13 protein-coding genes are annotated in these 12,697 nt (G+C 57.6%); 12 read left to right on the forward strand and 1 reads right to left on the reverse strand.

Annotated features, from left to right (window positions below; translation table 11 throughout):
• Window positions 1-25 precede the first annotated feature (25 nt).
• The 10 genes from ftsW to ftsA all read left to right on the forward strand — a co-directional run bounded on the left by ftsW (window position 26) and on the right by ftsA (window position 8,886).
• Window positions 26-1,195: a putative lipid II flippase FtsW gene (ftsW, locus tag OS190_RS07160; protein ID WP_267157973.1), complete on the forward strand. Its 1,170-nt coding sequence runs from the start codon at window positions 26-28 to the stop codon at window positions 1,193-1,195.
• Entirely contained in the window at window positions 1,192-2,292 is a 1,101-nt protein-coding gene (locus OS190_RS07165; protein WP_267157974.1) for a UDP-N-acetylglucosamine--N-acetylmuramyl-(pentapeptide) pyrophosphoryl-undecaprenol N-acetylglucosamine transferase, read from the forward strand. Before ftsW ends, OS190_RS07165 begins: the two co-directional genes overlap by 4 nt.
• Window positions 2,289-3,710 carry a UDP-N-acetylmuramate--L-alanine ligase gene (murC, locus tag OS190_RS07170; RefSeq protein WP_267157975.1) on the forward strand — a complete coding sequence of 474 codons (1,422 nt, stop codon included), beginning with the start codon at window positions 2,289-2,291 and terminating at the stop codon, window positions 3,708-3,710. Before OS190_RS07165 ends, murC begins: the two co-directional genes overlap by 4 nt.
• Window positions 3,711-3,779: 69 nt before the next feature.
• The gene (locus tag OS190_RS07175; RefSeq protein ID WP_267157976.1) at window positions 3,780-4,031 is read left to right on the forward strand and encodes a DUF2484 family protein; all 252 of its coding nucleotides are present in this window, start codon (window positions 3,780-3,782) and stop codon (window positions 4,029-4,031) included.
• Entirely contained in the window at window positions 4,028-4,294 is a 267-nt protein-coding gene (locus tag OS190_RS07180; protein ID WP_267157977.1) for a DUF2484 family protein, read from the forward strand. Before OS190_RS07175 ends, OS190_RS07180 begins: the two co-directional genes overlap by 4 nt.
• Window positions 4,291-4,581: a hypothetical protein gene (locus OS190_RS07185; protein WP_267157978.1), complete on the forward strand. Its 291-nt coding sequence runs from the start codon at window positions 4,291-4,293 to the stop codon at window positions 4,579-4,581. Before OS190_RS07180 ends, OS190_RS07185 begins: the two co-directional genes overlap by 4 nt.
• Window positions 4,582-4,694: 113 nt before the next feature.
• A complete protein-coding gene (gene murB / locus OS190_RS07190) occupies window positions 4,695-5,666 on the forward strand; it encodes a UDP-N-acetylmuramate dehydrogenase (RefSeq protein WP_267157979.1) in 972 nt (323 codons plus the stop codon).
• A 108-nt stretch (window positions 5,667-5,774) separates the two neighbouring features.
• The gene (locus OS190_RS07195) at window positions 5,775-6,656 is read left to right on the forward strand and encodes a D-alanine--D-alanine ligase (protein ID WP_267158321.1); all 882 of its coding nucleotides are present in this window, start codon (window positions 5,775-5,777) and stop codon (window positions 6,654-6,656) included.
• Window positions 6,644-7,513 carry a cell division protein FtsQ/DivIB gene (locus tag OS190_RS07200; protein ID WP_267157980.1) on the forward strand — a complete coding sequence of 290 codons (870 nt, stop codon included), beginning with the start codon at window positions 6,644-6,646 and terminating at the stop codon, window positions 7,511-7,513. Before OS190_RS07195 ends, OS190_RS07200 begins: the two co-directional genes overlap by 13 nt.
• Window positions 7,514-7,551: 38 nt before the next feature.
• Entirely contained in the window at window positions 7,552-8,886 is a 1,335-nt protein-coding gene (ftsA, locus tag OS190_RS07205; RefSeq protein ID WP_267158322.1) for a cell division protein FtsA, read from the forward strand.
• Window positions 8,887-8,948: 62 nt separating this feature from the next.
• On the opposite strand, the gene OS190_RS07210 is transcribed toward ftsA, so the two are convergent.
• On the reverse strand, window positions 8,949-9,389 hold the full coding sequence (locus OS190_RS07210) for an Rv1443c family protein (protein ID WP_267157981.1): 441 nt from the start codon (window positions 9,387-9,389) through the stop codon (window positions 8,949-8,951).
• A 422-nt stretch (window positions 9,390-9,811) separates the two neighbouring features.
• Between OS190_RS07210 and ftsZ the strand changes: the two genes are divergently transcribed.
• Window positions 9,812-11,461 (forward strand): cell division protein FtsZ, encoded by a 1,650-nt coding sequence (gene ftsZ, locus OS190_RS07215; RefSeq protein ID WP_267157982.1) that lies wholly within the window; start codon window positions 9,812-9,814, stop codon window positions 11,459-11,461.
• A gap of 204 nt (window positions 11,462-11,665) precedes the next feature.
• A complete protein-coding gene (gene lpxC, locus OS190_RS07220) occupies window positions 11,666-12,589 on the forward strand; it encodes a UDP-3-O-acyl-N-acetylglucosamine deacetylase (RefSeq protein ID WP_267157983.1) in 924 nt (307 codons plus the stop codon).
• The last annotated feature ends 108 nt before the right edge of the window (window positions 12,590-12,697 follow it).

The following is a 12,697-nucleotide window of genomic DNA, read 5'->3' on the forward strand; positions in this document are numbered from 1 at the left end:
TCGAGGCAGTGTAAGGCAGACAGTCATGACAGCGATGGCGCATGGCACCGTTCATGTACAGGACGGTGAACCGATATTACCAAAATGGTGGCGAACCGTTGATCGTTGGGCGTTGTCCTGCGTGTTGATGTTATTTGCCGTCGGCCTTTTGCTGGGTTTGGCAGCCTCGGTGCCACTGGCCGAACGGAATGGCTTTCAGCCTTTTCATTATGTGCAACGACAGGCGGTTTTTGGCAGTCTTGCGATCATGGCGATGCTGCTGACGTCAATGATGTCTCCGCTGATCGTGCGGCGTTTGGCCGTGATCGGGTTTCTGTTTGCCTTTGTGGCGCTGGCCTTGTTGCCGTTTTTTGGCACGGATTTCGGCAAGGGTGCGATGCGTTGGTATTCGCTGGGGTTTGCGTCCTTCCAGCCGTCAGAGTTTTTGAAACCTGGTTTCGTGGTTGCGGCAGCCTGGATGATGGCCGCTTCGCTAGAGATTAACGGCCCTCCGGGAAAAGCGTGGTCTTTTGCCTTGTGTATCGCAATTGTGCTGATGTTGGCCTTGCAGCCGGATTTCGGGCAGGCCTGTCTGGTGCTTTTCGGTTGGGGTGTGATGTATTTCGTTGCCGGTGCGCCGATGATATTGCTTGTCGGTATGGCGGCAATGGTGGTGATTGCCGGAACCGTGGCCTATGCGCATTCCGAACACTTTGCACGCCGGATTGACGGTTTCCTCAGCCCGGATGTCGATCCCACGACCCAGCTAGGCTATGCGACGAATGCGATCCGCGAGGGGGGATTGTTTGGTGTCGGTGTCGGTGAGGGCGAAGTGAAATGGTCACTGCCAGATGCCCATACAGATTTTATCATTGCTGTCGCAGCCGAGGAATATGGTCTGGTGTTGGTGATGTTCATCATTGCCGTCTATACCGTAGTTGTGGTTCGGTCCTTGTTGCGCCTGGTGCGTGAGCGGGATCCCTTTATTCGTCTTGCGGGGACGGGGCTGGCCTGCATGTTCGGTGTCCAGGCGATGATCAATATGGGGGTTGCGGTGCGTTTGCTGCCAGCCAAGGGAATGACCTTGCCCTTCGTCAGCTACGGGGGGTCGTCGGTGATTGCCTCGGGCATTGCGGTCGGTATGTTGCTGGCGTTCACGCGGACACGTCCGCAGGGTGAGATTTCCGATATTCTGGGTCGGGGGCGGGGACGATGAAACCGCCCTTGCTGGTTATTGCGGCGGGCGGGACCGGCGGGCACATGTTCCCGGCGCAGGCCCTGGCCGAAGTCATGCTTGCGCGCGGGTGGCGGGTACGTCTGTCCACGGATGAGCGCGGCGCACGCTATACGGGCGGCTTCCCCGATGCCGTCGAGATCATGCAGGTCAATTCCGCGACTTTCGCCCGGGGTGGGGTCCTGGCCAAGGCTGTTGTACCCTTCAGAATCCTGTCCGGAACCTTGGGTGCTGCATGGCGAATGCTGCGCGATCGGCCCAGTGTTGTCGTCGGCTTTGGCGGATACCCGTCTATACCGGCATTAGGCGCGGCGACTTTGCTTCGACTGCCTCGGATGATCCATGAGCAGAACGGCGTTCTGGGTCGCGTGAACGAGTTATTTGCCAAAAGGGTCGACAGGGTGGCCTGCGGCACATGGCCGACAGAGTTGCCAGAAGGCGTTGAAGCTGTGCATGTAGGTAACCCGGTGCGGGCCTCGGTACTGGAGCGGGCGGGCGCGGGGTATATTCCTCCGGGTGATTACCCGATGGAATTGCTTGTGATGGGCGGCTCGCAGGGGGCACGGATCCTTAGTGAAGTTGTACCGCCTGCGATTGCTGCCTTGCCGATGGAAATGCTGAAGAACATCCGTGTCAGTCATCAGGCGCGGGACGAAGACGGACAACGGGTTGCGACTTTTTATGCCGAGAACGGAATCAGCGCGGATGTGCAGCCCTTTTTCGAAGATGTGCCGCGACGGATGTCAGAAGCGCAACTTGTGATCAGCCGCGCCGGTGCGTCAAGCGTTGCGGATATTTCGGTGATCGGACGCCCCTCTGTCCTGGTGCCATTGGCCGCGGCGATCCGAAATGAACAAACCGCCAATGGGCGTGGATTGGTCGAGGCGGGCGCGGCTGTCATGTTGACAGAGCAGGAAGCGACCCCGGAAACGCTGACTGAGCAGATTGAAACCATCCTCAACATGCCGCAAGTTGCCTTGCAGATGGCTAATGCCGCATTGTCAGTGGGCAAGCCGGAAGCCGCGGAGGCGCTGGCGGCAATGGTCGAGACCCTCGCAGATCAAGGAAGAAAAACATGAATGCTGCCGCTGCAACCAAATTGCCCACTGATGTCGGGCCTATTCATTTCGTTGGCATCGGCGGCATTGGTATGTCCGGGATTGCCGAGGTTCTGTTGAACCACGGGTACCGTGTGCAGGGCTCTGATCTGAAAGCCTCCAAAATCACCGACCGTCTGGCGGAACTTGGCGCGACGATATTTGTCGGGCAAGAGGCGGCGAATATTGCCGGTGCTGAGGTCATCGTGATCTCCTCAGCGATCAAGACGGGCAATGCTGAACTGGATGCGGCACGTAATGCCGGTCTTCCGATTGTGCGCCGGGCGGAAATGCTGGCCGAATTGATGCGGCTCAAGTCCAACATCGCCGTGGCGGGGACTCATGGCAAGACGACAACGACAACCCTGGTGGCGGAACTATTGGTGGCCGGGGGTATTGATCCGACGGTGGTAAACGGCGGAATCATTCATGCCTATGGTTCGAATGCCCGTATGGGGCAGGGCGAATGGATGGTCGTCGAGGCGGATGAGAGCGACGGCACCTTCAACCGCTTGCCCGCTACAATCGCGATTGTGACCAACATTGACCCCGAACATATGGAACACTGGGGTGATTTCGATACGCTGCGACAGGGGTTTCTGGATTTCGTCAGTAACATTCCGTTCTACGGGTTGGCCGTCTGCTGCACCGATCACGACGAAGTGCAAAAGCTGGTGGGCAAGATCACCGACCGGCGCGTGATGACCTATGGCTTCAACGCGCAGGCCGATGTGCGGGCGCGAAATCTGCACTACAAAAACGGTGTGGCGCATTTTGACATCCACTTGCAGGCCGAGGATATGGTGATCGAAGGCTGTGCCCTGCCCATGCCCGGCGATCATAACGTGTCGAATGCTTTGGCCGCTGTGACAGTAGCGCGGCATCTGGGCATGAAACTGGATGAAATTCGCAAGGCTTTGGCAGCCTTTGGCGGCGTTAACCGGCGCTTTACGAAAGTCGGTGAAGTTGACGGCGTGACGATCATTGATGATTACGGCCACCATCCGGTTGAGATTGCCGCGGTTTTGAAAGCCGCACGGCAGGCGACCGACGGTCGCGTCATTGCCGTGCACCAACCGCACCGCTATTCGCGGCTTAGCCATCACTTTGATGAATTCTGCGCCTGTTTCAATGATGCGGATGTGGTCGGCATTGCCGAGGTGTTTTCCGCCGGAGAAGACCCGATCGAGGGCGCGACCCGTGATGATCTGGTGGCGGGGCTGATCCGCCACGGGCATCGTCACGCACGGTCGGTCACAGGCGAGGATGATCTGGCGCGGCTGGTGCGTGAACAGGCGGGGCCGGGGGATATGGTCGTCTGTCTGGGCGCGGGCACGATCAGCGCCTGGGCCAATGGTTTGCCACAGAAACTGGCGGGGCTGAAAGGGGCGGCGGCGTGAACAATGCCTACAGCACTCCAGTGCGTGGATTTTCGGGGTTTCGGATGTGGACAATGAAAGAGCGGTGAGATGACGTTGATTTGGCTTTGTATTCTGTGGGTTTTCGCCTCTGCTGGCGTCGCGATGCTACCCATGCGGCAACAGTATGTTCCGGGGGTTATTTTGCTATTGGCCGCTCCGGTCCTGATTGTGATGATTGCCATTCAGGTGGGATGGTTCATGGCCTTGCTGGGCTTGGCTGCCTTCGTGTCGATGTTCCGTAATCCGCTGATGTTCCTATGGGCAAAACTGCGCGGGCAGAACCCGCAGGTGCCACAATGAGCCTGTCCCTCACGCTTGCCTGCCTTTGGGCGGTTTTTGCCAATGTTCTGGCCATGACACCAAGTAAGGATCAGCATTGGCGCAACGCTTATTTTCTGATTGCTGTGGGCGTTCCCATGGTGGGTTATGTGACGATGCAGCACGGCCCCTGGGTCGGTTTGCTGGTCCTTGCTGCGGGCTGTTCGATCCTGCGCTGGCCGGTGATCTATTTCGGCCGCTGGCTACGGCGACAGTTTGCCGGGCTGAGCGGGCGCGTTGAATGAACGGTATGATTGGCACCATTGTCGGGCTATTCGCATTCTGGATGGCGGCCTGTTGCTTTTGTGGTTTCAAGAAGCGCTTTGTCGCGTTTCTGGCCGTAGGATTTACCGGATTGGCAGCCAATATGGCCTGGATGGTGTTTGGCCTGAAGGCCGATCCCCTTGAAGACAACCTGTTGATTGCCCAGACTGCGGCAGCGATATATGCCCTCAGTGCCTTTGGGATTGGTTTGTTTCTGGCGCGGGTGCGCCGCCTCTGGAGCGAGAGCCGCATTACATCCAAGGATTGATCGCTAGCCTCAGTTGTGCCTTGCGCCGATCGCCCGCTTGCGCATTGCCTGCATCCTTGCCGGGGGCGTTTCGCGGCGGTAAAGGTCGGAATTCCTAACTGAAAGCGGACAATATGAACCAGAAACGCAGGGTGCCGCAGGCCGACATGCCAATACCACGCGGCAGGTTGACGCCAGATCGCCCGCTGAACGATCTGACCTGGTTGCGTGTGGGGGGCACGGCGGATTATCTGTTTCAACCCAGCGATCTGGGTGATTTACGCGATTTCCTGCGGAATTTGCCAGATGAGGTTACCGTTTTCCCTATGGGTGTGGGCAGCAATCTGATCGTGCGCGACGGTGGTTTGCGGGCTGTGGTGATCCGACTGGGCCGCGGATTCAATCAAATCGAGATCGAGGGCGGGCATGTCACTGCTGGCGCAGCAGCACTGGACGCGCATGTGGCCCGCAAGGCGGCGGATGCGGGCCTGGACCTCACGTTTTTACGTACAATTCCCGGCAGCATTGGCGGGGCTTTGCGGATGAATGCGGGATGCTATGGCAGCTATACGGCGGATTGTTTTGTCTCGGCCCAGGTGGTTTTGCGCGATGGGTCACTGGTGACCGTCACTGGCGATGATCTGGATTTCGCCTATCGTCAAAGCAACTTGGCAGATCAGGCCGTGATCGTTTCGGCCACCTTTGCACCCCCGCCGGGGGAGGCATCCGAGTTGCATGCGCGCATGCAGGACCAGTTGCGCAAACGCGATGAGACTCAGCCGACCAAAGACCGCAGCGCAGGCAGCACCTTTCGCAATCCTGCCGGATTTTCCTCAACGGGCAAGGCCGATGATGTGCATGATCTCAAGGCCTGGAAGGTCATCGACAATGCCGGTATGCGCGGCGCGACCCGAGGTGGGGCACAGATGTCGCCGAAACATTCCAATTTCCTGATCAACACGGGTGGCGCAAGTGCCGCGGATCTCGAAGGATTGGGAGAAGAGGTGCGAAAAAAGGTTTACGATTCCAGTGGGATCAGGCTAGAGTGGGAAATCATGCGCGTCGGTGAATATGGCGATGTCGAAGGTGATGATCCAAAGACGTAAACAAGACCGATAAACGGTCAAGATCAAGAATAAGGGCCGCAAAAGGTCCGGGTAAAGGCAGTAATAGTGGGTAAGTCGAGCAGGCAAACCCCGACAGTAGCGGTGTTAATGGGCGGTCCCTCGGCTGAGCGCGAGGTGTCGTTGAGTTCAGGTAGGGCCTGTGCAGCCGCGCTGCGGGAAAAAGGCGGGTATAAAGTGGTCGAGGTCGACGCAGGCCCCGACCTTTGTGCCGTTTTAACGGAATTGAAACCGGATGCCGTCCTGAACTGCCTGCATGGTCGTTGGGGCGAAGATGGCTGTGTGCAGGGTTTGCTTGAGTGGATGCGCATTCCCTACAGTCACTCCGGTGTGCTGGCTTCGGCGCTGGCCATGGACAAACAACGCACCAAAGAAGTCTATCGTGCGCATGGTTTGCCCGTTGTTGACAGTGTTATCGCTGCAGCATCGGATGTGCGGGCAGGGCATGTGATGCCGCCACCCTATGTGGTCAAGCCGAGCAACGAAGGATCCTCAGTCGGTGTCTATTTGGTGAACGAAGTCGCCAACGGGCCACCGCAATTGGAGGACAGCATGCCCGATGAAGTCATGGTCGAGGCTTTTGTACCAGGGCGCGAATTGACCGCATCCGTGATGGGCGACCGTGCCCTGACTGTAACGGACATCATTACCACCGGCTGGTATGATTATGACGCAAAGTACAAAGAAGGTGGGTCTGCGCACGTTTTACCCGCCGATATTCCCCGGGAATTGTTCGATTTGTGCATGAAGTACGCATTGACCGCGCATCGTGCATTGGGCTGCCGCGGCATCAGCCGTACAGATTTCCGTTGGGATGAAACGCGCGGCGCGGCTGGTCTGTTCCTGCTGGAGACCAATACCCAGCCGGGCATGACGGCGACGTCGCTTTCGCCGGAACAAGGTCAGTTCTGTGGCGTATCCTTCCCGGATCTCTGTGCCTGGATGGTAGAGGATGCCTCATGCGATCGTTGATCATGCGCAAAAAGCCGATGAAGTCCGACCCGGCACCTTCACGCTGGGCCTGGCGGATGCAACGGTTGATGCTGACACCTGGTTTCCGTCTTGCCTTGCGGGCAGGGGTGCCGTTTTGTCTGACCCTCATGGCAGGGACGATTTACCTGTCGGATGAAGGGCGGCGCAACGCAATCACTCAGGCTGTTGCCGATGCACGTGCAAGCATCGAGGAACGACCGGAATTTATGGTCAAGTTGATGGCGATCGACGGTGCCGAGGGGGCCTTGGCCGCAGAAATCCGCAATGTTCTGCCGCTGGAGTTTCCACAAAGCTCCTTCGATCTGGATCTTTCCGAGTTGCGCAGCAAGATCACGGCCTTGTCCGGTGTGCGCACTGCCAATGTACGCATCAAGCCCGGTGGCATCCTGCATGTGGACGTTGTGCGGCGGATTCCCGTGGCCATATGGCGCAATGACGACGGGTTGGTGCTGCTTGATGCGGGCGGCGCCTATGTCGCTGATGTAAATGCCCGTGCCGATTTTCCAGACTTGCCGTTGATTGCAGGAGAGGGGGCCGCACGTCACGTCCCCGAGGCGCTGACCTTGATACATGCGGCGGATGCTCTGGGTGATCGGGTGCGTGGTGTCGTACGCATGGGGGACAGACGGTGGGATGTCGTGTTGGACCGCGAACAGCGGATCCTGCTCCCCGAGGATCAACCCTTGCCCGCCCTTGAGCGGGTCATCGCCCTCGAGCGCGCCCAGGAGGTGCTGAGCCGCGATGTGATCATGGTGGATATGCGGCATAGCCAGCGTCCAACGATCCGGATGAACCCGGAAGCGAATGAAGCCTGGTGGCAGGTCAAAATAAAATAAAGGCTGGTAAACAGCCGGGCAGTGAAGGCAAAGCGATGATGAACGATCTATACCAAAGCCAGCGATCAATGCGTCATATGCGCAAGGTCGCCATGCAACGCGGAGTCGTGGCGATTCTGGATGTGGGCAGTTCCAAGATTGCCTGTCTGGTATTGCGCTTTGATGGCGGAGATTTGACAGGCGAAGAAGGCACGATAGGATCCTTGGCCGGTCAGTCGGGTTTTCGGGTGATCGGGGCGGCGACAACCCGTTCGCGTGGGGTGAGATACGGCGAGATCAACGCCATGGGGGAAACGGAACGGGCGATCCGCACTGCGTTGCAGGCCGCACAGAAAATGGCCGGGATCCGAGTGGATCAGGTGATTGCATGTTTCTCAGGAGCGGAACCGCGCAGTTATGGGCTGGATGCCCATATCGACCTGGATGGCGAAACCGTGACCGAGGATGACGTGGCCCGTGTGCTTGCTGAATGTGATGTGCCCGAATACGGCGAAGGACGCGAAGTACTGCATGCCCAGCCGGTGAACTTTGCACTGGATCACCGTTCGGGTCTGTCAGACCCGCGCGGGCAGATGGGACAATCCTTGTCGGTTGACATGCACATGCTGACCGTTGATGCCCCCGCCGTGCAGCATCTCGCCCATTGTATCAAGCGCTGCGACCTGGAACTGGCGGGCATTGCATCCTCCGCTTATGCCTCCGGCATTTCCTCGCTGGTCGAGGATGAACAGGAGTTGGGTGCCGCCTGTATCGACATGGGGGGCGGAACGACGGGCGTTTCGATCTTTATCAAGAAACACATGATCTATGCGGACACGGTGCGCATGGGCGGTGATCATGTGACACAGGACATTTCGCTGGGACTGCAAGTGCCGACCGCGAATGCAGAGCGGATCAAGACCTTCTATGGGGGTGTGCATGCGACGGGCATGGACGATCGCGAAATGATCGAGATTGGTCGCGATACCGGAGACTACGAACACGACCGACGCACCGCCAGCCGCGCGGAACTGATCGGCATCATGCGGCCCCGGGTCGAAGAGATTTTGGAAGAAGTCCGCGTGCGTCTGGATGCAGCGGGCTTTGATCATTTGCCAAGCCAGCAAATCGTTCTGACAGGGGGGGGCAGCCAGATCCCCGGTTTGGATGGTCTGGCCAGCAAGATTCTGGGCCAGCAGGTGCGCCTGGGGCGCCCCTTGCGCGTGCATGGCTTGCCGCAAGCAGCGACAGGGCCAAGCTTTGCCTCCGCCGTGGGTCTGTCCCTGTTCGCAGCGCATCCGCAGGACGAATGGTGGGACTTTGATATTCCAGCCGACAAATATCCGTCGCGGTCACTGAAGCGGGCGGTGAAGTGGTTCAAGGATAACTGGTAATCCGCCTCACCCTGTTTGCAACCCGGCGGCGGGGACGCCAGGTCTTTGCCGTATCTTGTGCTTTAGTATTGCCAGGATTGCAGGAGTTTTTCCCGCGGCTTGTGGCGCGCTTGGTAGAGGTATCTCGCCCATAGAACGAATACAGGGGTGAGCAGCCCCGCTTCGATCTGGATATGATCGCTTAATCGGCTGCCGGTAGCAGTTTCTGTTACCGACAGGGTATGATGCCAACTTTTGACACCTGCGCCCTGTTCAGACGCCTGCATGACCCTCCGGTCATCGTCGCATTCCAATATTTCTATGACATAGGGCTGAGCGGGCAATCTGCCGAACAAGGAGACCATGATTTCCAGTTTCTGACCGGTTCTGGCTCTGCCTGACGGCAATCCCTGGAAGACAGTGAGCCCTTGCATGATTTCGGCAAGGGCATCGTAACTCGTCGCAACCGCCCATAGGCGTTCGGGAGCCACGGCATAATCATTTTCTATGTGAACGGTTCTCATGGGGTTGCTTGTTCCGAATGGTCTCAGGGTTCATCTTTGAACTGTGTGAATACATACTGGATCATATGGCAATTCTGCGTGACAGCACGTGTAGATTGTCGTATCTTTCCTGCAATCGCTACGGTCACCATAAGGCCAATCAAACAAGCGGGCGCGGGTCGAGCAGGCCACGTTAAATTACTGAGTCGTTTCTGCGCCGCCTTGCGGCGTCCGATGCTGTTCGTCTTGTGGTCAACTGTCGAGGTTGCCCTAGATTTATACCTCTAGGCGAAATATCGCGTGAATTGGGTGTAGAAATCGCCATATTTGGTGTCAAAATAGTGTTTTTAGGGTGACGTTGTGGTTCTGTGCCGTTAATGTCACGTAAATATATGACGTAAAGTGCCCGTGGGACGTGGGCTAAATCAACAGGCGGACAGCACATGACACTTAATCTTTCGATGCCCGGTCAAGAAGACCTAAAGCCACGGATCACCGTTTTTGGTGTTGGTGGTGCCGGTGGTAATGCGGTCAATAATATGATCGAAAAACAACTGGATGGCGTTGATTTTGTTGTCGCCAATACCGATGCACAGGCGCTGCAACAAGCCAAATCGGAAAACCGCGTCCAATTGGGCATCAAGGTTACCGAGGGTCTGGGCGCGGGGGCGCGAGCCTCGGTTGGGGCCGCTGCTGCCGAAGAATCAATTGAACAGATCGTCGATCACCTGGCAGGTGCACATATGTGCTTTATCACTGCTGGCATGGGTGGGGGCACCGGTACAGGTGCCGCGCCAATCATTGCGCAGGCCGCTCGCGAGTTGGGTGTGCTGACCGTTGGTGTCGTGACCAAACCCTTCCAGTTCGAAGGTGCCAAACGCATGCGTCAGGCCGAAGAGGGTGTCGAAGCGCTGCAAAAGGTTGTCGATACGCTGATCATCATTCCGAACCAGAATCTGTTCCGTCTGGCAAATGAAAAGACAACATTCACCGAAGCCTTTTCGATGGCCGACGATGTTCTCTATCAGGGCGTGAAGGGTGTGACCGATCTTATGGTCCGTCCCGGCCTGATCAACCTTGATTTTGCCGACGTGCGCGCTGTCATGGACGAAATGGGCAAGGCGATGATGGGCACCGGTGAGGCCGAGGGCGAAGATCGCGCGGTTCAGGCCGCCGAAAAGGCAATCGCGAATCCGCTGCTGGACGAAATCAGCCTGCGCGGTGCCAAGGGTGTGCTGATCAATATTACAGGTGGCCATGATCTGACCTTGTTCGAGCTTGACGAGGCGGCCAACCGCATTCGCGAAGAAGTCGATCCAGAGGCGAACATCATTGTCGGCTCCACATTGGACGAGGATATCGGCGGCATGATGCGCGTCAGCGTTGTCGCGACGGGTATTGATGCGATGGATGTGAACACTGAAATGCCAGTACCGCGCCGCTCCATGAGCCAGCCACTGCCTCAGCAAACAACCGATGCTCCCGCCGCGGCAGTCGCAGCCTCCGTTTCAGCCCCTGTTGCCACTGAAGAGAAAGAAGAGCAGGCACCCCTGTTCGAAGACATGGATGTGCAAAAGGTCGCTGCTCAGGAACAGGCTGAAGATATTTTTGCTGAAGATTCATCGGATGCCGACGATTTGCCACCACCGGCCTATCAGCCGCAGGTTGCCGCGTTTGAACCGCGCCGCGAAGAAGACATCGAAGCAAAACCGGATTCCTTTGTTGCACCACGCGCACCGGCCCCCGGCACACCTTCCCCCGAAGCGCTGGCGCGCCTGCGTGCCGCAGCCCAGAAAAGCAACGGTGCTGAGCAGAGCCAGCCACAGCAGCAGCGCCCCGATGCCGCAGCTCAAGGACCCGCAGGCGGTCAGGCGGGTGGCGAAAAGCCCCGTTTTGGCATCAATTCACTGATCAACCGGATGACAGGTCATGCCGAAGGTGAGGGCCAGTCACAGCAACGCCCAGCCCGTCAGCAACCGCCCGTCCAGCAGCAGCAACCACGTGTTGCCGCCGCACCGCAATCGGTTCAAGAGCCGGACCCGGAACAGGAACGCATTGAAATCCCGGCATTCCTGCGCCGTCAAGCGAACTAATTCGTTCAAAACCGTTACAATTTGGACCGCCTTCGGGCGGTCCTTTTTCTTTTGATTACAGGCAATTGGGTGCTGATCGGCGTCATTGTGCCCATTTGTTACAGCCATGTTTCAGTCGGTTGCAAAGTTTGAGTTGAGTGCAGCAACAGCAGCGCATAGGTCATACTCAACTTAGACTATGTTCTATGAAACCGGGGTTAATGCGTGCAGACAACTATCAAATCACCGATCAGTTTCGGCGGCAAAGGCCTGCATTCAGGTGCCCCTGCCACTGTTACAGTTCGCCCTGCAGGCATGCACCATGGTATTTGGTTTTCCCGGACTGACATTTCTGTCGGCGACCGGATGATCCCGGCACGTTGGGATGCGGTCAATCGTTCGCCATTGTGCACCAAGATTGAAAATGCTGCAGGTCTTTCTGTTTCGACCGTCGAACATTTGATGGCGGCGCTCGCGGGCTGCGGTATTCATAACGCTCTGGTTGAAATCGACGGTCCGGAAGTGCCGATTCTCGATGGATCGGCCGTACCATTTGTACGTGGTTTCATGCAGCGCGGTATTCGCCAGCTTGCCGCGCCTGTGATGGCTTTCGAAGTTTTGCAGACTGTCAGTGTCTCCGAAGGCGATGCAACAGCGACCATTTCCCCTTCCGATACGTTGCGGATCGATTTTGAAATTGATTTTGTCGATGCCGCTATCGGGCATCAGGCCAAGTCGTTGGTGATGAACAACGGGTCTTTTGCCCGTGAATTGTGCGACAGTCGTACATTCTGTCGTCAGGCGGATGTTGATGCAATGCAGGCCAATGGCCTTGCGCTGGGCGGGAACTCTGGCGAAAATGCGGTGGTCTTTGACGGTGACACCGTGGTCAGCCCCGGCGGCTTGCGCCACGCGGATGAACCTGTGCGTCACAAGATGCTGGATGCTCTGGGCGATCTGGCTCTGGCAGGGGCACCATTGCTGGGACATTATACCGGTCTGCGTGCAGGACATTCGCTCACCAACACCTTGTTGCGCAAATTGTTTGCAACACCTGGCGCGGTGCGTCTGATTGAATGTGATGCCGCCATGGCGCAGCGTCTTCCTGGGTATGGTCTGGTGTGGGACGAAGTCCCGCAGGTCGCATAACCCTCTGCCTTGGCCTGTCGGGGCCGGCAATCAACCCGTTTTTGTACCATTCTGCTGCTGGATGTACCTGTGACGCTCGGGTTCGCACTTGATGATTTGTTCGGATCG

It is taken from the genome of Sulfitobacter sp. F26204, assembly GCF_026410305.1.
Taxonomy (GTDB): Bacteria; Pseudomonadota; Alphaproteobacteria; order Rhodobacterales; family Rhodobacteraceae; genus Sulfitobacter.

Bases quoted from the DNA above. Each gene is read 5' to 3' on its own strand.
- OS190_RS07165 (WP_267157974.1), top strand. From the start codon at position 1,192: ATGAAACCGCCCTTGCTGGTTATTGCGGCGGGCGGGACCGGCGGGCAC.
- OS190_RS07200 (WP_267157980.1), top strand. From the start codon at position 6,644: ATGCGATCGTTGATCATGCGCAAAAAGCCGATGAAGTCCGACCCGGCA.
- murB (WP_267157979.1), top strand. From the start codon at position 4,695: ATGAACCAGAAACGCAGGGTGCCGCAGGCCGACATGCCAATACCACGC.
- OS190_RS07175 (WP_267157976.1), top strand. From the start codon at position 3,780: ATGACGTTGATTTGGCTTTGTATTCTGTGGGTTTTCGCCTCTGCTGGC.
- murC (WP_267157975.1), top strand. From the start codon at position 2,289: ATGAATGCTGCCGCTGCAACCAAATTGCCCACTGATGTCGGGCCTATT.
- OS190_RS07180 (WP_267157977.1), top strand. From the start codon at position 4,028: ATGAGCCTGTCCCTCACGCTTGCCTGCCTTTGGGCGGTTTTTGCCAAT.
- ftsZ (WP_267157982.1), top strand. From the start codon at position 9,812: ATGACACTTAATCTTTCGATGCCCGGTCAAGAAGACCTAAAGCCACGG.
- ftsW (WP_267157973.1), top strand. From the start codon at position 26: ATGACAGCGATGGCGCATGGCACCGTTCATGTACAGGACGGTGAACCG.
- OS190_RS07185 (WP_267157978.1), top strand. From the start codon at position 4,291: ATGAACGGTATGATTGGCACCATTGTCGGGCTATTCGCATTCTGGATG.
- OS190_RS07195 (WP_267158321.1), top strand. From the start codon at position 5,775: ATGGGCGGTCCCTCGGCTGAGCGCGAGGTGTCGTTGAGTTCAGGTAGG.
- OS190_RS07210 (WP_267157981.1), bottom strand. From the start codon at position 9,389: ATGAGAACCGTTCACATAGAAAATGATTATGCCGTGGCTCCCGAACGC.
- ftsA (WP_267158322.1), top strand. From the start codon at position 7,552: ATGAACGATCTATACCAAAGCCAGCGATCAATGCGTCATATGCGCAAG.